Origin of the sequence: Paenibacillus flagellatus, from assembly GCF_003217775.1 — a bacterium.
Taxonomy (GTDB): Bacteria; Bacillota; Bacilli; order Paenibacillales; family NBRC-103111; genus Paenibacillus_AB; species Paenibacillus_AB flagellatus.
The window spans coordinates 383,978-409,888 of sequence record NZ_QJVJ01000001.1; the positions used below are offsets into that span (position 1 = coordinate 383,978).

Annotated in this window: 25 protein-coding genes; 5 read left to right on the plus strand and 20 right to left on the minus strand. The window is 54.2% G+C overall.

The window, feature by feature from the left end:
- Positions 1–5: 5 nt before the first annotated feature.
- The 3 genes from DLM86_RS01815 to DLM86_RS01825 all read right to left on the minus strand — a co-directional run bounded on the left by DLM86_RS01815 (position 6) and on the right by DLM86_RS01825 (position 3,479).
- On the minus strand, positions 6–1,847 hold the full coding sequence (locus tag DLM86_RS01815) for a polysaccharide biosynthesis protein (protein ID WP_110838242.1): 1,842 nt from the start codon (positions 1,845–1,847) through the stop codon (positions 6–8).
- A gap of 248 nt (positions 1,848–2,095) precedes the next feature.
- Positions 2,096–2,755, minus strand: coding sequence for a CpsD/CapB family tyrosine-protein kinase (locus DLM86_RS01820; RefSeq protein ID WP_110838243.1), 660 nt, complete (start codon positions 2,753–2,755; stop codon positions 2,096–2,098).
- A complete protein-coding gene (locus DLM86_RS01825) occupies positions 2,736–3,479 on the minus strand; it encodes a YveK family protein (RefSeq protein WP_110838244.1) in 744 nt (247 codons plus the stop codon). The genes DLM86_RS01820 and DLM86_RS01825 overlap by 20 nt, the downstream gene beginning before the upstream one ends.
- 470 nt (positions 3,480–3,949) lie before the next feature.
- On the opposite strand from DLM86_RS01825, the gene DLM86_RS01830 reads away from it, so the two are divergent.
- Both DLM86_RS01830 and DLM86_RS01835 read left to right on the plus strand, forming a co-directional pair.
- Entirely contained in the window at positions 3,950–4,324 is a 375-nt protein-coding gene (locus DLM86_RS01830; protein ID WP_110838245.1) for a helix-turn-helix domain-containing protein, read from the plus strand.
- A 70-nt stretch (positions 4,325–4,394) separates the two neighbouring features.
- Complete coding sequence (locus DLM86_RS01835; protein ID WP_110838246.1) at positions 4,395–5,762, plus strand: glycosyl hydrolase family 28-related protein; 1,368 nt, start codon at positions 4,395–4,397, stop codon at positions 5,760–5,762.
- A 236-nt stretch (positions 5,763–5,998) separates the two neighbouring features.
- On the opposite strand, the gene DLM86_RS01840 is transcribed toward DLM86_RS01835, so the two are convergent.
- The 3 genes from DLM86_RS01840 to DLM86_RS01850 all read right to left on the minus strand — a co-directional run bounded on the left by DLM86_RS01840 (position 5,999) and on the right by DLM86_RS01850 (position 9,346).
- Entirely contained in the window at positions 5,999–7,108 is a 1,110-nt protein-coding gene (locus tag DLM86_RS01840) for a glycosyl hydrolase family 28-related protein (protein ID WP_110838247.1), read from the minus strand.
- A 230-nt stretch (positions 7,109–7,338) separates the two neighbouring features.
- Positions 7,339–8,877 carry a choice-of-anchor L domain-containing protein gene (locus DLM86_RS01845; RefSeq protein ID WP_110838248.1) on the minus strand — a complete coding sequence of 513 codons (1,539 nt, stop codon included), beginning with the start codon at positions 8,875–8,877 and terminating at the stop codon, positions 7,339–7,341.
- Positions 8,878–9,046: 169 nt separating this feature from the next.
- Complete coding sequence (locus DLM86_RS01850) at positions 9,047–9,346, minus strand: YunC family protein (RefSeq protein ID WP_110838249.1); 300 nt, start codon at positions 9,344–9,346, stop codon at positions 9,047–9,049.
- A gap of 183 nt (positions 9,347–9,529) precedes the next feature.
- Here DLM86_RS01850 and DLM86_RS01855 point away from each other — a divergent pair, with 183 nt between their 5' ends.
- A complete protein-coding gene (locus DLM86_RS01855) occupies positions 9,530–10,048 on the plus strand; it encodes a hypothetical protein (RefSeq protein WP_110838250.1) in 519 nt (172 codons plus the stop codon).
- Positions 10,049–10,156: 108 nt separating this feature from the next.
- Positions 10,157–10,447: a 50S ribosomal protein L33 gene (locus tag DLM86_RS01860; RefSeq protein WP_110838251.1), complete on the plus strand. Its 291-nt coding sequence runs from the start codon at positions 10,157–10,159 to the stop codon at positions 10,445–10,447.
- 76 nt (positions 10,448–10,523) lie between these two features.
- Here the strand turns inward: DLM86_RS01860 and DLM86_RS01865 are convergent, their stop codons facing one another.
- The 4 genes from DLM86_RS01865 to DLM86_RS01880 all read right to left on the minus strand — a co-directional run bounded on the left by DLM86_RS01865 (position 10,524) and on the right by DLM86_RS01880 (position 12,886).
- A complete protein-coding gene (locus DLM86_RS01865; RefSeq protein ID WP_110838252.1) occupies positions 10,524–10,895 on the minus strand; it encodes a DUF423 domain-containing protein in 372 nt (123 codons plus the stop codon).
- A gap of 161 nt (positions 10,896–11,056) precedes the next feature.
- Positions 11,057–11,617, minus strand: a complete 561-nt coding sequence (locus DLM86_RS01870) for a peroxiredoxin (RefSeq protein ID WP_110838253.1) — start codon at positions 11,615–11,617, stop codon at positions 11,057–11,059.
- Between the two features lie 66 nt (positions 11,618–11,683).
- A complete protein-coding gene (locus DLM86_RS01875; RefSeq protein ID WP_110838254.1) occupies positions 11,684–11,929 on the minus strand; it encodes a glutaredoxin family protein in 246 nt (81 codons plus the stop codon).
- Between the two features lie 33 nt (positions 11,930–11,962).
- Positions 11,963–12,886 carry an NAD(P)/FAD-dependent oxidoreductase gene (locus DLM86_RS01880; RefSeq protein WP_110838255.1) on the minus strand — a complete coding sequence of 308 codons (924 nt, stop codon included), beginning with the start codon at positions 12,884–12,886 and terminating at the stop codon, positions 11,963–11,965.
- Positions 12,887–13,253: 367 nt separating this feature from the next.
- On the opposite strand from DLM86_RS01880, the gene DLM86_RS32955 reads away from it, so the two are divergent.
- Entirely contained in the window at positions 13,254–13,379 is a 126-nt protein-coding gene (locus DLM86_RS32955; RefSeq protein ID WP_281272070.1) for a hypothetical protein, read from the plus strand.
- A 189-nt stretch (positions 13,380–13,568) separates the two neighbouring features.
- On the opposite strand, the gene DLM86_RS01890 is transcribed toward DLM86_RS32955, so the two are convergent.
- From DLM86_RS01890 to DLM86_RS31695, 10 genes are all read right to left on the minus strand, one after another.
- Positions 13,569–15,242, minus strand: a complete 1,674-nt coding sequence (locus DLM86_RS01890; RefSeq protein ID WP_245954333.1) for a response regulator transcription factor — start codon at positions 15,240–15,242, stop codon at positions 13,569–13,571.
- Positions 15,226–17,022 carry a sensor histidine kinase gene (locus DLM86_RS01895; RefSeq protein ID WP_110838258.1) on the minus strand — a complete coding sequence of 599 codons (1,797 nt, stop codon included), beginning with the start codon at positions 17,020–17,022 and terminating at the stop codon, positions 15,226–15,228. The genes DLM86_RS01890 and DLM86_RS01895 overlap by 17 nt, the downstream gene beginning before the upstream one ends.
- Positions 17,023–17,093: 71 nt before the next feature.
- Positions 17,094–17,978, minus strand: coding sequence for a carbohydrate ABC transporter permease (locus DLM86_RS01900; RefSeq protein WP_110838259.1), 885 nt, complete (start codon positions 17,976–17,978; stop codon positions 17,094–17,096).
- 34 nt (positions 17,979–18,012) lie between these two features.
- Complete coding sequence (locus tag DLM86_RS01905) at positions 18,013–18,909, minus strand: ABC transporter permease (protein ID WP_110838260.1); 897 nt, start codon at positions 18,907–18,909, stop codon at positions 18,013–18,015.
- Between the two features lie 75 nt (positions 18,910–18,984).
- On the minus strand, positions 18,985–20,652 hold the full coding sequence (locus DLM86_RS01910; RefSeq protein ID WP_110838261.1) for an extracellular solute-binding protein: 1,668 nt from the start codon (positions 20,650–20,652) through the stop codon (positions 18,985–18,987).
- A 269-nt stretch (positions 20,653–20,921) separates the two neighbouring features.
- Positions 20,922–21,731 (minus strand): sugar phosphate isomerase/epimerase family protein, encoded by an 810-nt coding sequence (locus DLM86_RS01915; protein WP_110838262.1) that lies wholly within the window; start codon positions 21,729–21,731, stop codon positions 20,922–20,924.
- A complete protein-coding gene (locus DLM86_RS01920; protein WP_110838263.1) occupies positions 21,728–22,723 on the minus strand; it encodes a Gfo/Idh/MocA family protein in 996 nt (331 codons plus the stop codon). The genes DLM86_RS01915 and DLM86_RS01920 overlap by 4 nt, the downstream gene beginning before the upstream one ends.
- Before the next feature lie 149 nt (positions 22,724–22,872).
- Positions 22,873–24,321, minus strand: a complete 1,449-nt coding sequence (locus DLM86_RS01925; RefSeq protein WP_110838264.1) for a sensor histidine kinase — start codon at positions 24,319–24,321, stop codon at positions 22,873–22,875.
- A complete protein-coding gene (locus tag DLM86_RS01930; protein ID WP_110838265.1) occupies positions 24,302–25,018 on the minus strand; it encodes a response regulator transcription factor in 717 nt (238 codons plus the stop codon). The genes DLM86_RS01925 and DLM86_RS01930 overlap by 20 nt, the downstream gene beginning before the upstream one ends.
- Before the next feature lie 281 nt (positions 25,019–25,299).
- The gene (locus DLM86_RS31695; protein ID WP_146250133.1) at positions 25,300–25,785 is read right to left on the minus strand and encodes a hypothetical protein; all 486 of its coding nucleotides are present in this window, start codon (positions 25,783–25,785) and stop codon (positions 25,300–25,302) included.
- Positions 25,786–25,911: the final 126 nt, after the last annotated feature.

Below are 25,911 nucleotides of genomic sequence, written 5' to 3' on the forward strand. Positions count from 1 at the left end.
TCGAATTACACTAAGGATAGATCTTTAACTTTATCCGGTTGCGAATAGGATGGGACGATCGTTTGCAGCATGCTGCGAATTATGTCGGAGTCCTGCCCAACGGTTGCTTCCATACGCTTCATTTGCTGTTCCATTTCGTTCTTGAGCAATGTCATCGGTTTCCCGATAAAAATTCGATCATGCTTTGTAGAGGTAAGTCCTTCCTCTTCCGTAAGCAACTCTTCAAAAAGTTTTTCACCGGGGCGAATTCCCGAATATGCGATCTCGATATCAACATTCGGTTCAAAGCCCGATAAGCGAATTAAATCTTTAGCCAACTCCAAAATTTTAACCGGTTCCCCCATATCAAGTATAAACACTTCACCGCCTTCCAAAAAGGCACCCGCCTGGATGACAAGTTGAACTGCTTCCGGTATCGTCATAAAGTAGCGGATCATGTCAGGATGGGTTACCGTAACGGGTCCGCCTTTTCGTATCTGCTCCTTAAATTTGGGGATAACACTGCCACGGCTTCCAAGCACATTTCCAAATCGTACAGCAGCAAATTTAGTCCGGCTGTATGTATTCAAGGATTGAATGTACATTTCTGCAACCCGCTTTGTAGTACCCATTACGCTTGTAGGATTAACCGCTTTGTCTGTCGAAATTAACACGAAACGTTCCGCTCCGTATCGATCCGCGCAATCCGCGACATTTTTTGTCCCAAACACATTATTTTTAATCGCCTCGGAGGGGTTCTTCTCCATGAGAGGAACATGCTTATGTGCCGCGGCATGAAAGACGATTTGCGGTGAAAAATTGCGGAATACGTCTTCTATTCTAGAACGATCTTGAACATCGGCAATAATCGTTTCCAACGAAAGATCCCGAAATTTTTCCCGCAATTCAGTTTCGATCGTATATATGCTATTTTCTCCATGCCCTAGGAGTAATATCTTTTTCGGCCGAAATGTAGACAGTTGGCGGCATAATTCGGAACCAATCGACCCTCCGGCACCAGTTACGAGAATTATTTTGTCTTCGATATAGTCGGCGATCCCTTGCAAATCGGTCTTGATAGGTTCCCTCCCGAGCAAATCGTCCACTTCAACATCCCTTATTTCATTAATTGTTATTTTTCCGTTTATTAAATCGCCTATTCTGGGTATTATCTTTAATTTGGCCTTAGTTAGCTTACAGGCTTCAATAATGCTCGACACATCTTTTTTCGAGGCAGACGGCAATGCTATTACGATATCTTCTATGGCGTATTGTTCAACGGCCCCAACAATATGATTTCTCCCCCCCACCACAGGTAAGCCCAATACTTGATGATGATGCTTTGCTGGATCATCATCGATAAAAGCAACCGGAGACATTTGGGCCGTTCGATCGAACATTAATTCCTTGGCGATGATCATTCCGCAATCGCCAGCCCCAATAATTAACGTCCGTCTCTGCACCTTGTTACGGGCTAGATACGAATCTCGGTAAACCCTCCAAACAAATCGCACGCCACCCATTAGCAATAGCACAGTCTGGTACATCATCAAAGTCATGGATACCGGGAACATAACGTTTGTGCAGATCGTTGCAATCGTGTAGGAAATGAGACACGCTATAGTGGAAGCCTTGAAAATAGAGACTAGCTCACCTACACTTGCATATTGCCATATCCGATTATAAAGTTTGAAACGAAACATAACTGCCGGGAATACTACCGTAGAGACAAGTAAGAACATAAACCCGTGCGACCATCTGTCCCCAATAACGTCGGTTCCCGTAACAAAGTAGGCTAAGAAAAAACCAAGCCAAACGATGGATATATCGACGCTGACAAGAAGGGCAACTCTTTTCTTGTAGTTCATCATTTCTCCTCCATTATTTCCATTCATGAAATTAAAAGAACCAGTTGGGGGTATCATCCCAAACTGGTTCTTTTAACAGCATGAGAAAAAACGGGGCATCGAACCCCTCCTCACATCACACTCTCGACGACTGGCGTCTAAGGCGTTTGGCGCCCACAGCATGACCGAGTGTCTACAGTGATAAAGGTGCAGTAGACATTACCTCCGAAAAAATCACATTCGGCCCATCTAAACCCCTGCATTAATAACTATTTTCGAGTGACCTTCTTAATTTTCGCATCATTCATGACGACTCCAAGTACCGAGGCATTTATCCGCTGTAGTACTTCTACTGCTTCTTTCGCTTTCGACTGTTTGGTCTGGTTGCATCGGATAACGAATATAGCACCGTCACATTCAGCGGCGAATAACTGGGTATCGACAGATTCCAGAACGGCAGGTGAATCAATAATTACGATATCGAATAACTGTTTTGCCCTTTCGACAATAGACTTAACTTGTAAAGTTCCGTAATCTATAGCACTTCCTGAAACATTGCCGGCTGAGAGCAAAGTCAGCTTATCGAATGACGTTTCCTGCAATGCTTCAGACCATTCAACCTCTCCGACCAACAGGTTTGCCAAACCGATATGGTTTGACCTCCCAAACAAGTTATGCAAGACAGGACGCTGCAAATCCGAATCGATCAAAAGCACGTTTTGAGATTCTCTTGCGAATGCAACAGCTATATTCATAGCAGTTGTTGTTTTACCTTCACCTCGCACAGAGGACGTAATAAGAACGCTTCGAATAGGCTCCTCCTGGCGGGAAAGACGAATCTTTAACTTGAGTGAGCGGTATGCATCCATGACTTGATTGTGCGGTACGGTATTCATTAGTAAAGCAGATTTATTGGTTGAGGCTTGCATAATGGGTTTCACCAACCTTTCGATGATTCTGCGCCCCCGATTTCAGATCATATAGATCTTTCTTTCGAATTCTAGAAATACTAGCAAGCACCGGCATTCCAAGAATCAATTCCGCCTGTTTGTCAGTCTTAATCGTATCATCAAGATACTCGATCAAAAGCACCAAGCCGGCAGATAAGAATAACGACAACGCTATGGCCATCAACATATTCAGTTGAATTTTCGGTTTGATTGGGCTTGGATTATTTCCCGGAATCGTGTCGCTTTCCAGTATCGTTACATTATCAACTTTCATAATCCGTGCGATTTCTGTTTTGAATTCACCCGCCAATGCATGTACGGCACTAACGGCTTTCTCGTAAGACCCATCCTCAATAGTCAACGTTAGCATTTGTGATTCATTGGCCGCCGTTACTTCCGTTTTAGCTATAAGTTGCTCAGTTGTCAGGTTTAATTCGGGGTGGCGTTCGACAACCTTGCTCATAATAGCGGGTGTTTTGATTATCTCTTTGTACGTAGTGACTAGCTTAATATTTGTTGTAATCGCATTTAAGTCCATTTGGGAACCTTCATTGACTACTAATCTGACACTAGCTGCATAAACAGGTTTTAAAACAAAAAATTGAATCGCTGCCGCAAATAAGCTTACGGCTAGTACGAGTGACAAAATCAACCAAATCCGCCTGCGTACTATTGAAAAATAGTCTCTCAATTCCATTTCCATCCTTACAGCCTCCTATTTTACTTGTACTGATACATTTTGTATCAATTCATGCATTAAGATTTCTTTTCTTATGCTTTTTCCCTCGTTTTGTTTCTTCTTCGTTCGCACCCTCAGATTCCATTAATTTTAATTCGAATAATATTTGGTACACTTTTTTCGGTTCGATGTCTAAATACTCCATGATGTCAAAAATATCGAGTTCGATTTTTTTTCGTTTTATCACAGGACCCTCCCCTAACTAGATCTTCGTCTAAAACGAATTTTTTTATCGTATTCACTCAATTTTCGATTCATTTTGTATCATTTTGTCTACAATGTAATATTAGATACGTATTGTATCAAAGTCAAGTCAGATTTTCTTTTTTTATTTTAAATAATAATTAATCGCTTCCGATTTAACCTTGTTTTGTAGGCATTTCAATGGGTATACTTTAACTAATTCCAGATACAGCTTGCTAGGAGGACGGATAATGGTCAGGTGTGGCGAACGAATCGCATATCTAAGGGAAAAAAGGGGACTTACACAAGAAGACTTGGCAAACAAACTAGGCATCTCGCGCGCTTCCCTTTCCCATTATGAAACAAACCGTAGAGAGCCCGACTATGAAACGCTAAACAAGATTGCAAATTTTTTTGATATTTCCTTGGATTATTTGCTTGGTCGAACGGAAAATCCGCATGTGATTCTTGATAACGAGGTTAGGGAATTTGTTGACAGTCTAGAGTTATCCGACGAAAGCATCTTGGATAAATTTTCCCTTACCATAGATGGACGTAAACTGTCCCCGGAAGAATCAAGACGGTTTATCGCGTTTGTCCGGGCGGAACGGTCGATGAAAAAGTAACCTAAGTCGCACCTTGTCATTTCGAAGTTATGTGATACAATGTATACAATATGTATCTAGGGTGGTAATCATGAACTCGAATGACAAAAAAATTAGTCGAAGAAAAGTGATTGCGAAAATGAGCGCGGCTGGCATGGCCCTTTTAGGGGCACCACTTTTAGCGGGGGCCTCCAATCTTCCTACAGCAACACAAGCATCGGCAAGGGGGGGGTTTGACGGTATTGTTAACGTTCTGGATTACGGCGCTAAAGGCGACGGTTCGTCCGACGATACCATCGCGATACAAACCGCCCTCAACTCCGGAGCTGGGAGCGTTCTTATCCCTGTCGGTGACTATAAGATCACTTCCACTATTGTTATCCCCGAGAAAGTAACACTTAGAGGAATAGGACGTTTTTCCAGGATCATCAAGTATTTTGATGGCGATATGATCCGCATGCATGATCAGGCGAAAATTCTTGAAATTGAATTGGATGGCCGAGGAAAATTTTTTGGGGGCCGTGGTGTCATTATCGATAGCGGGAGTAACCAAAAAATATTGGACAGCTCTATCGTCAATACAAGGAGCTATTGTGTGGAATACGTTCATTCAGGCGACGGCAAAATTTCCACAATAGATAAGTGTTTGATGTATACACTCACTCTATTCGAGTTGCCCGCCATTAAATTCCCAGATATGGAGGCGAATGGGGACCGGAAAATAATCTCCGTCGATTGCGGCGGTGGACTTCTAGCAAACTTTGCCGGCTGCTCTACCGTATTGGTCGTAAACTGTAATATGATTGGCGTTATTTTTACCCCAAACTCAAAAAAAGTGTCTTTAATCGGAAATCGTATTGCGGGTGGGACCGTCGGTATTAATGTGGAGATATATGGCATCAACCATACAGTCATCGGAAACATCGTCGCAACCCCGATCATCGTCAAAGCCGATAGCGGCGGTTCCGTGATCATGGGTAACGTAGCAAAGGTTATCGATGAAAGTCATGGTAAAAATAAAATCGATGTTGACACCCCTGGGCTTACCCTTATTAATAATTACGGGGGCACCCATCCCGACAGTTCAGCTATCGTTATGGGTGGAGGTGGTCAAAGCCCTAACGCAGCATCCATTTCATTTGGCGACGGTACTGGCTGGAGACTGAATATCGGGACCCGAATCAACGATCAATTCGTTCCAAAATTCGGTTTTTATGACAAGGGGGGCTTGTACTTCGAGCCGATGAATATTAATCACGTCTCGAACGGTTGCGTATTCACCGACTCAGCTGATCGCAAGCTAAAATTTAAAGACGATCGAGGTCAAGTACATGAATTGTCAGGAACTGCCATAAGATTTCAAGGGAGTAGCACCGCAACCGATCTGTTGTCGTTAAGAAACGATCTGAATTCCCTTTTGGAGAAATTAAAAGCAAGCGGTTTGATGAATAAAAGATAAAGCAACAATGACTCCAAGCATATCCCTATCGGGCCAAGCTGGAGTCATTTTGATTTACTCATGAAAATATTCGTTTAAACTATTGGCTTAATGTATTATCCCGCGGGATAGTAATGCTTGCTGCGAGAACTTTGCGGATAAGTTAGAAGCAACGTGAAATTACGGTACTCTTAGTTTATCGGTCCATTTTGTATCAATCACATTATACAATAGGTATGTGAAATAAAGGGGTTTTATTAGTACAAATTTCTCACAATTCCCCCTACATCTTTATATTTCAACTTATTATCCGCTATATCCACAAATAACGTCCCGTTAACAGCATGATAATCTTTCATTGGTTCAAAATAAAGACAACCTTTGTCAAAAAAACTAAAGAGGGGGGCAAAGGCGCCATTTTTTTTAGTTCCGATATTTAGTTTCCACCCGCTACCATCACCGAACGAAATGGATGCGGCGTTAGGGCTCTTTCCGCCTCCACCCAATACTAAGTAGGAACTGTCCATGTGAGTTGCCCCATAATTATCGTTCACCGTGACACCTGGTTGCTTATTGTCTACTTTATTGCCCCCCCCTGTTTCATCTATTATTACAGCTGAATTACCGACAACGGAGCTTCCCGAGGTACCCGCTTTTATAATGATTGGGGTTGCAGAAATATTGCCTACAATTACATGATTCGTTCCGTAAATCTCAACATTAAGCCCGACAGTTCCTCCTGCAAGTCGATTTGCAACCAAACATACTTTCTTAGATTCCGGTCTAAAAATGACCCCTATGGTATTGCAGTGGGCAACAATCGTAGTAGAACAACCGGCAAAGTCTGCTAATACGCCCCCGCCGCAATCAACAGATATCAGCTTACGATCACCATTATTTTCAGTATCAGGAAATTTAACGGCGGGCAACGTTCGACTTATCGTATACATCAGTACATCTTCAACCGTTGATATAATCCCAGCCCCAGGGTTTGTAAATTCAATACAATATCCCGCAGTATTTATAATTGTACAATCAACAATTTTCTGATTGTGACCTGAAGCAATAATAACCCCTCTTCCAGCATAAGTTGCACCTTTGCCGTCTAGTTCAAGCTCAATCAATTTTGCATCCGTACCCATTTCAATCATATCTCCATTAAAGCCTTTTAAAATTTTGGACAACCTTCCAATGCCACGCATCGTAACATTAGCCGGAACATACAGCTTGGATGTAATTTTGAAATTTCCCATGGGCACAACAATACTTCCCGCACCAGAGTTTAAAGCATTGCGAAATGCGTTTGTGTCATCGATTGAGCCGTCTCCTACTGCTCCATAATCCAAAATGTTTGCTTCCCATGCCATTCTCGGTCACCTCTTCTGCTTGATTTCCTAAACGTTAGTAATAAATATTCGCCTTTTCGTTAAAAACGAACAAAAAAAACGAGGGGTCGTCATCCCCCCGTTAAAATCCATCTTTTCTCCTAGTTTTCTTAACTCAAAGTTACGTATTTTCCGAATGTTTGATGTTTGTCGTAAGCATTTTGGCATGCATCGAAAATCAATGATACACTTATGTACTTTTCATAAAAGGATTATTCATCATCATCAATGATGGTTACGATCGCTTCGTAAGGTGCCACTAGTGCTGCTCGAGTAGACGGATTGTATAGCTTGACTTTGAACGTTTCGGTTCCCTCCGGCACATCATCGTCAATAATTGGAATTTCAATTGTCGGATCAACAGAATCTTCGCTAAAGAAAAGCCTTCCGCTCTTAGCCACATAATCCTGCCCGGCAACAGCCGTCTCGTTACAAGTGCAGTACCAGACATTTGATGGATAATCACCCCAAACGGGTAATCTAACAACTTTATCGGATTCCTTCACGGTATAGGCCGCACTCATCAATCCGATTCTGTACCTGTGGTCCTCGGGTTCATCGATCAATTTAAATAAAATTTCACTTTGACCTTCAATTACCGCTCCTCCGGTCGGATTAACAAGCTTTAGGGTAAAAAGTTCTTCCCTTTCGTCCTCCGTGTCATTGATAACGATAATCTTGACGATTTTTTCCGTCTCACCCTCGGTGAAAGTCAGCGTCTGCGGTTCAAGTCTGAAATCTTTGTCGAGAATCGCTGTTCCGCTAGCATAAACATCGACGCTTACGGTACCTTGGCCGCCGCCCAATCGTTTGACGATAATATCCTGAACCACGCCGTCTTTCTCATCGATTTCGAAGGGGGTTCCAACGCGAGCAAAGCTAATTTTACCCGGACCGGGTTGGACCGACGGAAAGCTGCGCAAACTTCCAAACTTTATAAAGACACTTGAATCCAGCATCCCGTCCCCAACATCCGCAATAGCGATTCGGATTTTATTATTTTCTCCGGCGTTTACGAACGCCGTCAACGTCATAACGCGAGTTAATCCGTCCATCTGCGTATTCAAGTTGGCGCCGTTTTCCCCTTGTTCATTATTGATAAACCACTCCGGGTGACTAGCATTGGTTCCGATCGGGTTACCGCCATTAACGGTATTGATCCCAACAGGCACATTGGTCCCCGGCACGAGTGAAGCAGGCTCCCCATTGATGAAAATCCCAAACACATCGTTGTTTGGCTGATTTACAAGTTCATTGTATGCCTCGGAAGCAAATACGTAATCCAAGCTGACCGTGTTGTATTTCGGGACAAAATTGAATTCAAGCCATTCAACGTCGGTATGTCTAACCCCTGGCCCCGAAATTTTGGCCAAAAACGGATCTATGGAAGTTGAACCTTTCCAAAAATCGGTTGATTTCCCCGTCTGATCGTTCGGCCCGGCTATGTCTTTAACCTTCCCTGTGCTAATTATTAGTCCCTGGTCGAATCCGATTATATCGCTTCCACCGTAAAAATTGCCGCAATTCAAACCGCAATTGCCCTCGAAAAAGCTGGAAGAAACGTTCTCCCCCGCCAGTTTTTGTCCCCAATAAGTGTAGTTATATAGTGGTTCCCACCCATCCTCGGCGTTATAAATCGTAAGACCTGGTTGCGTATCGTCTTGCGCCGCAACTGGAACAGCACCACCCAGCAAACCTACAAGTATCGTACCGAGCAAAATCTTGAGCCCTTTTAATGATGAAAATAACAAATCCCTCACTCCTTTTGTTTTTTTGATCCATTTTGTATCGAATTAAATATATCAAATTTTTGGACATTTGGGAATATATTCAAGTCGTTCTTCTTTGAAATGTATGAAAAAGGATGCGTCCGCATGGGAGCATCCTCGCTTGACCCTATCATCCAATGCACATTGTTCCTCACATCCGAAGCAAAGCATCCCTCCCCTTCATCCCCGGGTGAATGCCGAGCTTCTCCGCTTCGTGCGTCACCGATTCGAGTGGAGCCTCCAGCAGCTGCTCCAGCGTGCGGACGCCGACGGCGCGCCCGGCGATAATGCGCCGCTCCTTCAGTCTATCGTTCAACAGCGCGACATCGAGTGCGCCGCACATAATATACCCGTTGTCGGTCATAATGGCGATCAGCGTCGTTTTCGGCAGTTCCACCGTAATGCCGATGACGGTGCGGCCGTCGATCACGATCGGCTTCGCCTCCATCATACGCGTTCGCCCCCCTTTCGCCGAAGTTAGTACAGCATATGCACCGGGGAGCCGGAGAGTCCGAACATTCGTCAGAAAAGTCGGGCTCGATCCGAACTTTTTAAGGATCCCTGTATGGGCGATCTCCTTTTTTTGCTATACTAGGGACTACCGACTACTGACCTCGCGAATGGGGGTGAAATAATGGACCGGGAGAAGCAAGCGCCCGACAAAAAGAAGCATTTGTTCACCGTCGACATCTTGATCGAGGAGCCGACCAATTCCCTGGCATTGGCCGCCCTGCTCCGGGCGCTCAACCATCCGAACGTATCGGACTTCCGGGTCGTGCAAGGCATCGAATTCGGCAAAACGATCGAGAGGACGGTTCAAGAGAACCCGGGAAAGCCGTTCGCCATCCCGCCGAATAAAGAGGCTCCGGGCGATAAGGCCGGCGGTGCGCAGTCGCCCCAAGAGACCGTCAAGCCGTCCGGAAACGTCGGCGGCGGCAAATCCAGTCTCAGTCTGGAAAACTTGCTGGAGCACCGGGAAAAAGGAACGCTCGTCCGAATCGTCGCCGTCAAAGGCAAAGGGGTCAAGCTTAACATTCCGTGCCGCATTCTCAACTTCGATTCGGAAGCGCAGCAGTTGACGATTTATCACGTCGACGAGAAGAAGGTGTACTCGTTCAAGCTGAACGAGATCGAGGATATCATCACCGGCTGACCGGCGGACGGACCAGACAAGCCGGATTTGCGCGGAATGGATTCCTGTCCAAGCAGCGGAGCAACCGACGAATACAATGTTGGTAGCTTGGCGAAAGGAGGGAATCCTATGCAGTCTACCGTCAATCGGCAGGAAGTTAAAAAGCTGATCGGGAAGAAGATCTATGCGGTGAAGAAGGACGGGGCAGTCGTCACCGGCCTGCTGCGGGGATTGAAAGGAAACGAGTTGATCGTGGAACTGCCGAAAGGCAAGAACGTGAAGACGAAAGCGTTTTTGCCGCTCGTGCTGTTCGATTTGCTGGCGATCGGAACCGGGCCTTACGGCTACGGAGGCTATCCGGGTTACGGCTATCCGGGCTATTACGGCTACGGAGGTTACCCCGGCGGTTTCTTCTGGTAAACGATTGACGATAACAGGCCGGAAAAGCGCGAGTTCGAGCCTTCGCGTTTTTCCGGCCTGTTTGGGCTTTCGTCGGTTATTTTCGGCGCACGGCCGCCGCCAGACAGCCCCAGCCGATCAAAAACGCCACGCCGCCGAACGGCGTAATGATGCCGAGCTTTCCGATATCGGTGACGGCCATCACGTACAGGCTGCCCGAGAACAGAACGATGCCCGCCGCGAGAAACGCCCCCGAGCGCGCCACCCATTTCGATTCTCCCAGCCTGTCCGCCACAAGACCGAGCGCGATCAAACCCAACGCATGCGCGATATGATATTGGACGCCCGTCTCGTAAGCGGACATCATCGAGGCGTCCAGCTTGTCCTTCAAGCCGTGTGCCCCGAACGCCCCGAGCGCGACCGCGAGCAGCATGGCGACGGCTCCCCAGCCGACGTATTTGCGAAACATACGGCACTTCCCCTTTCCGACTAAACCACTCTCCCCTAAGCATACCGAATGTCCGTCCGCAACGCCAGCGAACATTCGGTGAACCGGCATGCGGACGCATACGCGAAAAATCCCCGTCGGCGACGGGGATTTTTGGGGGAAGGGGCGGCGATACGCGTCACTTACAGCGTCTGCTGCCCCGGCTTCCAGTTCGCCGGGCACAAGCCGCCCGCCTGCAGCGCTTGAAGCACGCGCAGCGTCTCGTCGACGCTCCGGCCGACGTTCATGTCGGTGACGACTTGGTAACGGAGCACGCCTTCCGGATCGATGATGAACAGGCCGCGATGCGCAACGCCGGTCGCATCGTCCAGCACGCCGTAAGCGCGGGCCGTCTCCTTCATGCCGTCAGCGGCCAGCGGGTAACGGATCGGGCCGATGCCGTTGCGGTCGCGCGGCGTGTCCATCCACGCGCGGTGCGTATAGACGCTGTCGACGGATACGCCGACGACGTCGCAGTCGAGATCGAGAAATTCGTCATACCGGTCGCTGAAGGCGATAATTTCGGTCGGGCACACGAACGTGAAGTCGTACGGCCAGAAAAACACGATCAGCCATTTTCCTTTGTAATCTTCCAAGCGAACGCGCTCCGCAAGCGTCTCGACGTTTTTGGTCGACGGCAGGTCGAAGCTTGGCGCGGGTTGTCCCATTTTAGCGATGGCGTGTTGTTGTACGGATGCGGTCATAAGGGAGGTTCCTCCTTGAAGTTAGGTATACTAGTCGAAAGCTGGGATCGGATAGGGGTCATGGGGTCATCCGACTGCGGCAACGGCGGCGAGCGCCTTTTTGATGCGGCTCGGGTTCAAGCCGAGAATGTGCATGTCGCCGATAACGGTGACCGGCACCGACATGAGCCCCATCGCTTCGAGCTCGCGCGCATATTCGTCGCTCGTATCGATGTTGCGCTCCTCGTAAGGGATCTCCTGGTCGGTCAAATATTGCTTCAATTGCGCGCAGTAATGGCAGTTCGTGCTCGAGTAGACGATCGCTTTGGACATCAGGTCTCTCTCCTTCATCCCGGTTATTCCGGGTTATTTGTATTGGGGCAGCACTTGCGCCCGCTTATGAATGTATTTGTCGACGGCCATAGCCGCGATTGCTCCGTCCGCCGCGGCGACGACGGCCTGCTTCACCGGCGTCCGGCGAACTTCGCCCGCGCCGAAAACACCCGGAACCGGCGACTGCATCAGCGAGTCTAGCACCATGAACCCTTCCTCGTCGAGCGGCACCTGATCGCGGATCAGCTCGGTGCCCGGCTTGCTCCCGGACAGGAAGACGAAGACGCCGTCAACCTCGACAAGCTGCTCCGTGCCGTCGGCGCGGCGCACCCGGACGCCTTGCACGTTCCGGTCGCCGACGATTTCCACCGGCTTCGTCCGGAGCATCCATTCCGTCTTCGGCAGCTCGGGAACATGGTCGACACCCTGCAGCTCGGCTCGCGGCACGATGAACACGATCCGGTCGGCGAACTTGCCGAGCGCGGCCGCTTCGTCGAGCGCCTCTTCGGAATCGCCGACGACCGCCACCGTCTTGCCTTCGAAGAAAGCGCCGTCGCAGGTGGCGCACGTGCTGACGCCTTTGCCGAGCAGCCGTTCCTCGCCGGCGATCATCCGGTTGCGTCCCTTCGACCCCGTTGCGACAATGATCGCCTTTGCTTCGAACACGCCGTCGGCGGTAAATACCGTTTTGACGTCGTCCTCGACATCGACGGCCGTGATCGTCGTCTGCAGGTATTCCGCCCCGAACGACTTCGCTTGCCGGCGAAACCGCTCCAGCAGCTCTTTGCCGGTAGACTCTCCCTCGACGCCGGGATAGTTCGCGATTTTATGAGTAAGCGCCAAGGCACCGGATTGCGGGGCTTTGTCGATGACGAGCGTCTTTAAATTCCCTCTCGCGGTATAAATGGCCGCGGACGATCCCGCGGGACCGCCGCCGATGATGATGACATCGTACATAGCCTCGCTCCTTATCCATTGGATATTGATTATCTGTTTAGAATTATTATAATTTAATACGAAATAAAGTCAATACTAATTTAGATTTATTTTAATCTGGATCGACCATGTAGATGATGCGGCTCTTGTCTTTTATACAGCCTGCAAGGAAACGGCAGCTGGCGATCTTGGCGGAGATTGTCATTTTTTGATACAAAACGCTTCGTCCTTCTTGGCAAATCGCCTTGTTTGTGATACGATACGTATCAGATATAGCAGAAAAAGACGTGACCCAGGGAGGTTAACCATGCCTAGAAAGAGGATCTTTTCGGACGAGGAACGCAGAAAAAGACATTGCGAGGCCAGCCGGAAATACCGGGAGGCGAATTTGGAAAAAGTAACCGCCTACAACAAGCAGTGGAAGATCGACAACTGGGAATATTACCGCGAGTACAACCGCGAATATTTGCGGCGCTGGCGGCAAAATAAAAAAGCCGGCCGCGTCCAAGTATAGAGAGCGCCGCCGTGCTTTCGGGACCGCTTGTTTTCGGATCGTGTGTTTTCGTGATCTGCCGTGTGCAAGCAGGAATGATACATAAAAAAGAGGCCGCCCCTAAGCGGCCTCTTCCATTATCCCCTGCCGGTTCGTTTCGCCCGCTCCCGTCACGCTCCCGAACGAATCGGCGCGCAAGCTCCGCCCCGCTCACCATACGGCTTTCCCGTGCAGCTCCCGGTACTCCTGCGGCGTCAGACCGGTATGCTTCTTAAACAGTCTCGTGAAGTAGGCCGGCGTGTCGAAGCCCGTCATTTTGCAAATGTCCTGGATCTTGTGCCGGGACGATCGCAGCAGCTCCTTCGCCTTCTCCATGCGCGCCCCGCTGATGAATTCCGACAAGCCGACTCCGGTCAACTGCTTGTACAGTCTCGACAAATAGGACGGATTCATATAAACCTTTTCCGACAGCCGGTTCAGCGACAGCTCCTCGTCCAGATGATCGTGGATGAACCGGTTGATCTTCACGACGAGCTCGTCGGAACGGTCCGACCGGTCCCGCTGCTTCTTCTCGAACAGCAGCTCCGCCGTCCGGCGCAAATTCGCCGCCGCCTCCCGCCAGCCGGCATGGAAGCGCACGTTCATGAGACGGTCCAAATCGTCCGGGGTCCACGGCTCCGGCCGGATGCCGGTCCGGTTGATCGACTTCAGCAGCAGCTGGGCGACGGCGTAATACGCCTCGGTCTGGAACGGATTGAACGGCGTCTCGCGGTCGACGGCCTCCATCACGTCGTCGAACCATTGGACGAACGCCTCGCGCTGCCCGTTCTCGAGCGCCGCCTCCGCCCGGTCGATCCGCTTCAGCAGCCGGTACAGCTTCCGCTCGGTCGCCGTGTCGACCGCCATCCGCTCGTCCGCCGGCGTCTCCCGCCCCTCCGTCAGCAGCGCCTCCCGCCCGAGCCCGAGCCCCCGGCCGAGCAGCCGCTCCAGCTCGAGCCATTGACGCCCCGCCGCCGCCCATTCCACCGGCTCCCGTCCTACGGCCAGCGACACGGTCACCTTCAGATAGCTTTTGCACGACGACTGGATGTTGTCGAGCATGCCGCCGACGAACATGGAGAGCGCACTTCCGCCGTCCCGCTCCTCCCCATCGCCTTGCCCGGCTTCCGTCTCCCCGGGCTGGACGAATACGGCGAATTTGTTGACCGAATACGCGGCGAACGCCAGTCGGCAGCGGGATAAATATTCCTCGGCAATGTTATGCACCCCGTACAGCAGCAGCGCCTTGTCCGTCCCGGACATGTCCGCATGCCAATCGTCGACGCGGCCGAGCACCAGCAGGACGGGGGCATCCGGCGACAAGCCGATGCCGAGCTCCGTGAACCGTTGGGCGCGGATGCGGTCCTTCTCCGGCACGTCGCCCTCGACAAGGTGGAGCAAATATTGCGTCTGCAGCGCGGGGAGCGCCATCCGCATTTGCCGCTTCGCCTTCTCCAGCAGCTTCTCGGCGTCCAGCTCCATCGTGATGGAGCGAACCGCCTTGTAAAACGCGTCGACGATTTTCTCGTCGCCCTCCGTCTTCAGGATAAAGTCGGCGGCCCCATGCCGAACCGCGTTATGCGCATAGGAGAAGTCGCTATATCCCGTCAGGAAAATGATCCGGCAGGCCGGCCACTGCGCGGCGATCCGCTTCTGCAGCTCGAGCCCGGACAGCTCCGGCATTTCGATGTCGGTAATGACGATATCCATCTTCGTGCGGCGAACGATCTCAAGCGCCTCCACGGCGGAATAAGCCTTGTAGAGCGTCAGTTCGACGTCGGCGACGTCCTGGAACAATTCGTATAGACCGTCCACGATTATCGGCTCGTCATCGACCACGATCATGTTCAGCACCCGGTTGCGCCTCCTTTCCTTCCAGCGCTATGGCGATTATTACCTTGAGCCCGCCCAATCCGCCCGGCGTCAAGCCGATGCCCCCCGCTTCCCCGTACTTGATCCGCAGCCGGCGGTGGACGTTGATCATCCCGGTCGTCTCCATCTCGCGATCGGAGGCGAGCAGCCGGGCGTTCAGCCGCTCCAGCTCGGCATCGTCCGGCCTCGCGCCGTTGTCCTCCACCTCGATGAGCAGCCGGTCCGTCTCCAGCACAAGTCCGATGCGCAGCCGTCCGTCGGACAGCTTGTTGCGAAACGCGTGCTGATACACGTTCTCGACGATCGGCTGAACGATCAATCTCGGCACCTTCACGGTATCGGCGATCGGAGGAATGTCCTCGAACGACGCTTGGATCCGGTTGTTGAACCGGATCGATTGGATATCGACGTAATGCTTGGCGTGGGTCAGCTCCTCGCGAAGCGGCACCTCGTCGGACGCATCCCGCGTAATGAAGCGGAAATATTCGCCCAAATGCCGGGAAAGCCTCATGACGTTGTCCGTCTCCTGCAGCTTGGCCATCCGGTATATGATGAACAGGCTGTTGTACAAAAAATGCGGGTTGATCTGGGATTGCAGCTGCCGGTATTCCGCCGCCTGCAGCCGGAAGTTCTTTTCGTACACTTCCCGGATGAGCCGATTGATTTCCGCGACCATCCCGTTGAACTGGACGAACAAATAGCCGAATTCGTCCCGGTTCGGAGACGACACCGTCACCTCCAGGTTGCCCTGCTCGACCCGGCGAAACGCGTACACGAGCTTTTTCATCGGCTGGTGAATCCATTTGAAAATCCAATAGGAGAACGCCGCGACGGCGACGATCGAGAGGCCGCACAGCACCCAAAACCAAACCCGGTACTGCTTGATCGGACCGAGCAGCTCCGACTCCTCCGCATAGGCGATCAGGGTGACGTCCAGCGCCGCGTCCCGCTCGGCGGCGACCATGTACCGCTTGCCGCCGAGCCGCAGCGAAGGCAGGGAGGAACCGGACGGGGCCGGCTCGACGCGGGACAGATGCGACTGCAGCTGCAGGCCCATCGTCTCGTCTTCGCCGCCGGCGACGATCCAGTCCCGCTTCCCGCCCGCCAGCACCGCGCCTCCGCTCCGGCCGAAGCGGAACTGGGACAGCGCCTCCCGCAAGCCGGCATCCGACAGCACGAGGGCGAGGACGAACAACGGCTCCTTCCGTCCGGACAAGATCGCCCCGTCCGGGTAGGAGAAGCCGATATGCAGCTTGCCGCGCCACGAGACGACCGGCGCGTCGGCGCGGCGCGCGGCCTCCTTCATGGCGTCGAGCCGGTCCTGCTCGATCGGCTGCACGGAGCCGTCATTGGCCGCGATCGCCCGCCCGATCGCCGGAATGAACAGGACGACGTCCTCGATGAACGCGTTGTCGCTCTGAAACTGCCGCAGCTGCCGCTGGAGCCGGACGATCGAGGCCGTCTTGTCGATCTCCGTCAATACCGGCGATTTCACCGCCAGATCGATCAAGTCCTCGTTATTGATATAGTCGCGCTGCATCCGGATCGCCCGGTTCAAGTCGGTCGCGATCAAGTTCAAATATTGCTTCGACGTGGTCGACATGGAGCGGGTAATTTCACCGCGGACGGTTTCCGCTCCCATCGCGTTCATGCCGATCGTGACCGCGAATACCGGCAGGATGATCACCAGGAAACAGACGACCAATTTCGGGTACACGGTCAACCGCTGCCACAAGCGAACGTACGATTTCATCGGCGGACACCTTCCGTTTGCGCGAAGGACGCTTTTATCTCCACTGTACCATGCGGCGGCCGGAATGAAACCTATTCTTTTACGCTGCCGAGCGTCATTCCTTTGATGAAGTAGCGCTGCAGAAACGGATAGACGAGCAGAATCGGAAGCGTCCCGACGAAAATTTGCGCCGCCTTCGACGTCCGGTCCGAAATTTCGGCAAGCTCGGTCAAATCCTGGGTCGACCGGAGCATCGAATCCATGTCGATGACGACCGTACGAAGATAGCTTTGCAGCGGATAATGGGCGGGCGAGTTCATCAGGATGAGCCCGTCGAACCACGAGTTCCAATGGCCGACGACCGTGAACAGCGTAATCGTCGCGAGCGACGGCGCGGACAACGGAACGTATATTTGCCACATCGTGCGCCAATGTCCCGCGCCGTCGATGAAGGCGGCCTCCTCCAGCTCCTTCGGCAGCCCCCGGAAAAAGTTGAGCAGCAGCACGACGTTGAAGACGTTGACGGCGCCGGGGAGGACGAGCGCCCAAATCGAATCGATCAGCCCGACGTTTTTGATCGTGATGTACCAAGGGATCAGCCCGCTGCCGATCAGCATCGTCACGACGAAGTACCAGACGTAGTACGTCCGCCACCGGAAGGCGCGCACCTCCTTGGACAGCGGATAGGCCGACACGATCGTCAGCAGCATGCCCAGGGCGGTGCCCAGCACAACCCGTTGGACGGAGACGAGCAAGGACGCCGTAAACTCTTTTTTATGCCAAACGTACGCATACGATTTCAACGTAAAGTCGACCGGCCAAAACTGGACGAAGCCGGCCGTCACGGCCGAGCTCGAGCTGAACGACACGGCCAGCACGTGCACGAGCGGCATGATGCATACGATGGACAGGACGATCAGGAACGCGTGGTTGCACACTTGGAACAGCGTCCTGCCGACGGAAGCTTTCTGGATCATGCGCGTTCACTCCCCGTAGTAGTTCGGCCGGTTTCTAAAAAATCCGGTAGCCCGCGAACCGGTAGGCGAGCCCGTATGAAAGCGAGACGAAGACGAACGAGACGAGCGACTTGAACAGCCCGACCGCCGTCGCCACGCTGTATTGGGCGTCCACCACCCCCAGTCGATAGACGAACGTGTCGAGGATGTCTCCGCTCTCGTACACTTGCGGACTGTACAGCGTGAACACTTGCTCGAAGCCGGCGTTCAATATTTGCCCCATGCTCAGCGTGCTCATGAGAACGATGATCGGCAGCATCGACGGCAGCGTCACGTGAATCGTCTGCTTCCATCGTCCGGCACCGTCGATGAGCGCCGCCTCGTACAGCATCGGATTGATTCCGGCCAGCGCGGCCAAATAGACGATCGTGCCGAAGCCGAATTCCTTCCACTCGTTCGAGACGACCAGCGTGAACGGGAACCAATCGTTGTCGCCGAGGAAGAAGATCGGCTTGACGCCCAGTCCTTGCAATAGCTGACCCACGATCCCCGTGGAAGGGGACAGCATATCGATCAGGATGCCGCCGAGAATGATCCACGACAAGAAATGAGGCAAGTAGATCAGCGTCTGGATGCCCCGCTTCAGCAGGCCGGCCCGCACCTCGTTCAGCAGCAAGGCGACCGCGATCGGAACGACAAGGCCGGCGACGATTTTCATGAAGGCGATGTACACCGTATTGAGCAGCGCCTGGAGCGTGTCGGGCAGCAGGATCAAATACCGGAAGTTGTCGAAGCCGACCCACTCGGAACGGAAAAAGCCTTTGGCCGGAATAAAATGCTGAAACGCCATGACGTTGCCGAGCATCGGCACATAGTGGAACAGGAACAGCAGCACCACCGCCGGCAGCAGCATCGCGTGCAGCGGAAGCTCCCGCTTCCAGTTGGAACGCATCGTCCCCGCCCCTTTCGTCTTAGGATGCGGGAAGGGAGAAGGGCTCCGCCCCGCTTCCTCCCCGTACGGCAACCGTTACTTGCGCGCCGCGAACGCCTCGTTGATTTCTTTCGTAATGTCGTCGCCGCCGAGTTTTTTCCAATCGCTTACGAATTTGTCGAAATCGTCGACCGGCGCGCCGAGAATAATCTTCGTAATCATCTCGTCGCTCATCTTGTCGAGCGTGCTCTTCTTCTGCACCATCGTCGGCGTCGGCGCCAAATACATTTCGTCCTTCATCACCTGGTTGTTGTTCTTGTACTTGTTGATGATCGTATAGGAGCCGTTCTCGCCGAACACCATGTCTGTTCCCCAGCTTTTCGAATCGCCTCCCTTGTATTTCAAAATCGTCTCGTACGTCCCCTTCTCCTCCGAGTTCAGCTTGGAAGCATCCTTCGTCTTGAGCGCTTCCATCACCTTGAGATGCTGGGTCAAGTTTTTGTTGGCCGCGAACAGCGTGACGGGCGGGTATTTGTGGAAGGCGAACGTCGTCCCTTCTTCGTTGGAAAATTGCGGATCGGCTTTCGCTCCCCACATTTTCTCCACGAACAGGTTCAATATCTTGATCACGGCTTCGGGATGCTTGGCGTTTTTGTTGATGCCCGTAAAGGAGGCGTTGGCGCCGGGCGCGCTGTTCTGGACGAACACCGGCTTCGCGTCGGCGGAAAAGACCGGAAACGCTTTCCACTCGGCGTTCGGATCGTTGTTCTTGTTCGCCTGCAGCGTCGTGAGCGGCGCCCAGTTCGGCCCGAAGAACAGACCGTTTTTGCCGGAGGCGACCGTCTCCTCCACCTTCTTCGTATCCTTCACGCCGAACTCCTGGTCCATCGCCCCCGCCTTGTACAGCTTCTGCAGCTCGGCGAGCGCCGCCTTCATCTCCGGCTGGATGCCGCCGAAGACGAGCTTGCCGGAGCCGTCCTTGATCCAAATGTTCGGATACGCGTGATAGGCGTTGAAGAAGCCCATCAGCCGGGGATAGCCGGTCCACAGCTCCTTGGAGGCGAGCAGGCCGACCGTATCCTTCTTGCCGTTGCCGTCCGGGTCTTGGTTCGTGAAGGCGTCCGCGATCCGGAGGACGTCTTCCATGCTGCCCGGCTCCGACAGGCCGACTTTTTTCAGCCAATCCGTGCGGATGTACAAAATCGGCGAGCTGTCGAGAAGCGAGCTCATCGTCGGGATGCCCATCAGCTTGCCTTTGACCGTGGCCGTCTCCAGGGCGAGACCGCCGTCCGACTTCAAATATTCCTTGAGCAGCGGGGAGCCGTACTGCTCGACCAGCTTCGTGATGTCCATCAGTTCGCCGTTGTCGACCAGCTGGACGAATTGGGTCGGCGAGAGCGACATGAAATCGGGCAAGTCCCCCGACGCGATCGCCACGTTCATTTTTTGGTCGTACTGCGCGCCGTTGACCGTCCACTCGTTCTTCACCTTGATGCCGAGCTCCGCTTCGATCGTGCGGGTCCAGATGTTGTTGTCGAGCGTTTCCCCGCTGCGGAACTTCAGATTCGGGTCCAATGCACGCACGGTCGATATGTCGATCGGCGGGTCGTACTTGCCGAGCGGGTCGGTATTGACCGGCGCCGCCGGGGACGGCTGTCCGGTGCCCGCCGCGTCGTCCGCTTCTTTGCCGCCGCATGCCGCGGTCAGCGCCATCGCCGCCGCCAGCATGCCGGTTAACGCTTTCCTTCGGACGGTTCTCCTCATCGTGGGTGACCTCCCTTTTTTTCAAATACGGTAACTGACTTATCTCCTATTATAAGGAGGGCCCGGATTCGAACCTATATGAATATCTTTACTTACCCGTTACGCCTTTTACGAGTTCGGAGCTTGCGGGAAAGGGCGATCGTAACGGCAAAAAGCCGACATCCGAAAATCGGATATCGGCCTGAACCGACGAGAATGTCGGCCAAATTATCAGGGTGCGGAAAGCTTGGAACAAGAAGATCGAATGCGCCCCGACTCCGTCAATACGGCTACGCGTCAGCACCCCGCATCCAGCCGCGCTCGCGCAGCTGAGCGACGGATTCACGGACGCACCGTTCGCCGTCTTCGCCGAAATATTCGAACGAGACGAACCCGTCGTAGCCTTTGGCGATCAGCGCCTCGCACAGCGACACGTTGTCGACGTCGCCCGTCAATACGGGGGTCGGCTTGCGCGTTTCCGGAGCGTCCGGCTTCCAGTCGTAATTTTTCATATGAACGTGAACGGTATCGGCGTAAAACGCCTCGAACGCCTCCAGCTGGTCCGCCCGCTCCAAGTACAGGTTGAACCCGTCGAACAGGATGCGCAGCCGCGGATGATCCGCCTCCCGCATCATGCGGCGGATCGGCTCGACGCCGTCGGCGAACGTGTTGTTGTGAAGCTCCAGCCCGAGGTCGACGCCGTACCGGTCTGCGATGTCGAGTGCTTGGCGAAGCGCCTCGAGCGCGCTCGCCCACAGCTCCTCCGCAGCGTCCCGCGACGGCACGTGGCCGACGAAGATGCGGACGAGCGGGCTGTCGAACAGCGCCGCATAGCGGGCCGCCTTCTCCACCGCCGCCAAGCTTTCCGCCCGTTCCTCATCGCTTTTGGTGAAATGCGTGTACGGGCTGATCGCCGGCACCCGCCAGCCGGCTTCGCGGATCCGCTCCGCCAAGCTTTCCGCCGACCCATGCCGTTCCGCGTATTCGTCGATATGACCGGTCCACAGCTCGACGCCGTCGAGCCCGAGCCCGCGTACGCGCTCCAGCACGTATTCGACCGGCTTGTCGCGGTTGCCCGTCGAGCAAAGACTCCATTTCATCGGACGGCCTCCCCCGCGACGTTCTGCTCCGTCCCCGTCTCGTGCGATCGGTACATCGCCTCGACGACCGCCACTACGCTGCGCGAGTAGTCCATCGAGGAGCTCGGCTCGACGCCTTCCTCGATATACCGCACCAAGTCGCGGAACTGCAGGACGAACGGCAGCTCCTCCTGCTCCACCGGAATTTCGACGTAGGCGCCGCCCTCGCTCGCCCACAGTCCTTGGCCGGTCATCAGCTTCACCATGCCGCCGGTGAAAACAAGCTCCGTCTCGTTGCGCGATACGCCTCCCGGGTAGCCGGATTGCGAAATCGTCGCCGGCACGCCGTTCGCAAGGCGAAGCCAGGCGAGACCGCTTCCCTCGATGTCGCCCTTCGCGCCGTAATGGCTGACGGCCGCCTTCACCTGCTCGACGCGGCTTCCGGTCAGCCACTGGAGCTTGTCGACCGAATGCGAGCCCAAGTTCATGAAAATGCCGCCGCCCGCCTTCGCTTTCTCGAAAAACCAGCCCGGCCGCGTATCCGCGTAATAATTCACGTGCCTCACGTCGTTGATCATGACAAGCTTGCCGTACCGGCCCTCCTCGACGATCCGTTTGGCGGCGCGGTTATGCGCGATGTAATGCTGCGTATGCCCGACCATCAGCCGCACGCCGGCGCGGCGCACCGCCGCGATGATAGCGTCGCATTCCCGGGCGTCGAGCGCCATCGGCTTCTCCAGCAGCAGATGGCAGCCCGCCTCCGCCGCATGGATCGACGCTTCCTTGTGCAGGAAGTGCGGCAGCGTGACGACCGCGATATCCGGCTTCTCCCGCTCGATCATATCCCGGTAGTCCGTATAAGCGGCGATGCCGAACCGCCCGGCTACGCTTTCGGCGCGCTCCTTCGAAATATCCGCGACCGCGACCGCGTCCAGCTCTTCCATCCGTCGAAGCGCTTCCAAATGCGAAACCGCGATCCCTCCGCCGCCGACCAATGCCACCTTGTATCCCATACGCCCCACGCTCCCCGATCTCTGGATTGCCCCCGGCCGCGCCGAGGGACCGAACGAACATCCCGACTTTCATTGTATAGGAACGGCTTCGGATGCAGCAATAACGCGGAGGGTCTTTAACTCGTCCAAAATGGCGCGGGGTCGCCGCATTACGCGGAAACCCCTTCGCTCCGTACCGCCGGAAACCGGATCGTAAACGTCGCCCCGCGGTCCGGCTCGCTCTCGACGCCGATCGTGCCGCCGTGCAGCTCGACCAGCTCTTTGACGATGGCGAGGCCGAGTCCGGTCCCTTTTTGATTTTTCGCCCGTCCCCGGTCCGCCTTGAAAAACCGGTCCCAGATAAACTCCCGGTCCGCGGGGGCGATGCCGATCCCGGTATCGGCCACGACGAAGACGACGAAGGCGCCTTCCCGCCGGGCGCCGATCCGCACGCTTCCGCGCTCGGTAAACTTGATCGCGTTGCCGACGACGTTGCTTATGATCTGCTCCAGCCGATCGTAGTCCGCGTGAATCGGAGGAAGTCCGTCCGGGCAGTCGACGTGCAGCTCCAGCCGCTTGGACGACGCGATCGTCCCGAACTTGAGCTCGACGCTTTGCAAAAACGAACGAACGTCCACCGGGTGCGGCGCAAGCCGGATTTCGCCGTTTTTCAGCTTGTCGAGCATCGTAATGTCGTCGAGCAGCCGGTTCATGTGCAGCGTCTCCTGCATCATGATGTCGTAATAAGGCTGGCGCCGCTCCTCGTCGATCAAGCCGTCCTGCAGCGCTTCCAAAAAGCCCTGCATCGCGGTCAGCGGCGTCCGCAGCTCGTGCGACACGTTGGCCAAAAAATCGGTGCGGATTTGCTCCGCCTTGCTCCGCTCCCGCTCCGTCTGCTCGAGCTTGCCGGCCATCGAGTTGATCGTCTGCGCCAAATCGCCGATTTCGTCCGTCGAATCGATCTCGATCCGCTTCGCGTAGTTGCCCATGCCGATTTCGGAGGCGGCGCGGTCGATCGCCTGCAGCGGCCGGGATATCGACCACGACAAGTAAGATACCATCGCCGTAGTGAGCAGGACGCCGATGAGCGTTCCCCAAAGAATCGTCTCGCGTATTTGACTGACCGTCTCCTGAATGCCGTTGACCGGCGAATGCAGCACGATTCCCCCGTAGATCCGGTCGTCCTTGCCCCACGGAACGGCGACCGACAGCATCGGCTGCGACAGCCCCTCGACGGCCAGCTCGCTGACCGCGGACTCGCCTGCGGCGACCTTTCTCGCGATGGATACGGCGACCGACTTGCCGATGAACACTTCGTCCTTCGTCGACGTGGCGATAATGCTGCCGTTGCGGTCGAAAATCCAAATTCGCGCGTCGAACGTCTGGTCGAAAAAAAGCAGCAGCGATTCCATCGACGCATCGGCCGCGTTCCCGTCCTGAATCGCCAGGTTCACTTTTTTCGCCTTGCGCAGCAGCTCGTTCTGGGTGCTGTCGTAGATGTAGCCTTTGGCCAGAAACGAAATGACGATGCCGACGACCCCGAGTCCGAGCAGCACCGTCAACAAATAACCGAACAGGAGACGGCGGAAAATGCTCCTGTTAATCGCCCGAAGCAGCATCGTCCGTCACCGCCTCGAATTTGTAGCCGACGCCCCACACGGTATGAATATACGCGTCCTTCATGGGCGACAGCTTCTCCCGCAGCTTCTTGATATGCACGTCGACCGTACGGATATCGCCGTAGAAATCGTACCCCCATACCTGCTCGAGCAGCTGCTCCCGGGAAAATACCGTCCCCGGCGACTTGGCGAGATGCGCGAGCAGATCGAACTCCTTCGGGCGCAGAACGCACTTCTCGCCGCCCGCGAACACTTCCCGCCGGTCCGGCCGGATCGTCAGCTCCCCGTACTCGAGCGCCGTCCGGCTCTCCTCCTCCGCCGCGGGTCTGCGCTGCATCCGGCGGAAAATCGCCTTGATCCGGGACATGAGCTCCCGCGGACTGAACGGCTTCGTCACGTAGTCGTCGGCTCCCAGCTCGAGTCCGAGCACGCGGTCGAACTCCTCGTCCTTGGCGGTGAGCATAATGATCGGGATATCCCGTTTCTTCAATATCTCGCGGCAGGCGGCGAACCCGTCCATAACCGGCATCATCACGTCGAGGATGACGATATCCGGCGCTTCCCGCTCCACGAGCTCCACGGCTTCCGCCCCGTCCCGCGCTTCCAGCAAATCGTATTGGTGGCTATGGAAAAAAAGGCGCAAAATTTCCCTTACGTTAGGGTCATCGTCGGCTACGAGCACTTTCAAACGGTTCATCGCTTAAGATCACCTCCCTCCCATTGTATTAAAAAACGGGAGGAAATATAAGTTTGATAGAATAGACAGGTTCAACCAGCCGCCGCCATCCGCCAAAAAATGGCATACCGGACCGTGCCGTCCAAACAAAAAAGACGCCGATCGACGTCTTTTCGAGGAAAGGGCTGCTGCCTTTTGGAGCGGCAGCTTCACGCCCGCATGGTCAGAAACAAAAAGCGGCCTTCATCGCTAAAGGCTAGCGAATCCGACCGCTTTCTCATCCGTTGAATGGCGGAGAACCGTTACTTCGCCGTCGTACCGGCGCTTCCCGCCGAACCGCCGGAGGAAGAATCGGTTTTGCCCGTCGAATCCGGCGCCTGCTTGCCCGCCCCTGCCGATCCGGACGTCGGGTTGCCGCCGGAAGAGCCGGAGGAAGTTCCCGTCGTGCCGGAAGTCGATCCGGAAGCCGGGCTTTTCGAATCCGAGCCCGAAGAACCGGACGAGCCGCTTCCGGCGGAGCCCGTCGACGAGCCGGAGGAACCGGTCGACCCTTTGGTGTCGGCGGAGCCGCTCGAGCCGCTCGAGCCCGTCGAGCCGGACGTTCCGGATTTCGAAGAATCCGTCGAACCTCCCGTCGAGCTGCCGCCCGGGCTGCCGGACGCCGGAGAATCGACCTTGGTGCCGCCCGTATCGCTTTTCATCGCCGGATCGGTTCCCCCGGAACATCCCGTCAGCATCGCCGCGCCGAATACCCCGACCAATAAAGCCATGGACCACTTTTTCCTCATCGAACATTCTCCTCCTTGGCGCTTTGCCGCAAGGCAAAGCTCGTTTTCGAAAGCGTGCGCTTCCGGAAATGATGGACCGCCGGACGCCGGTTGCGTCCGACACGTCTCAGTATACCGGGGAGAAAT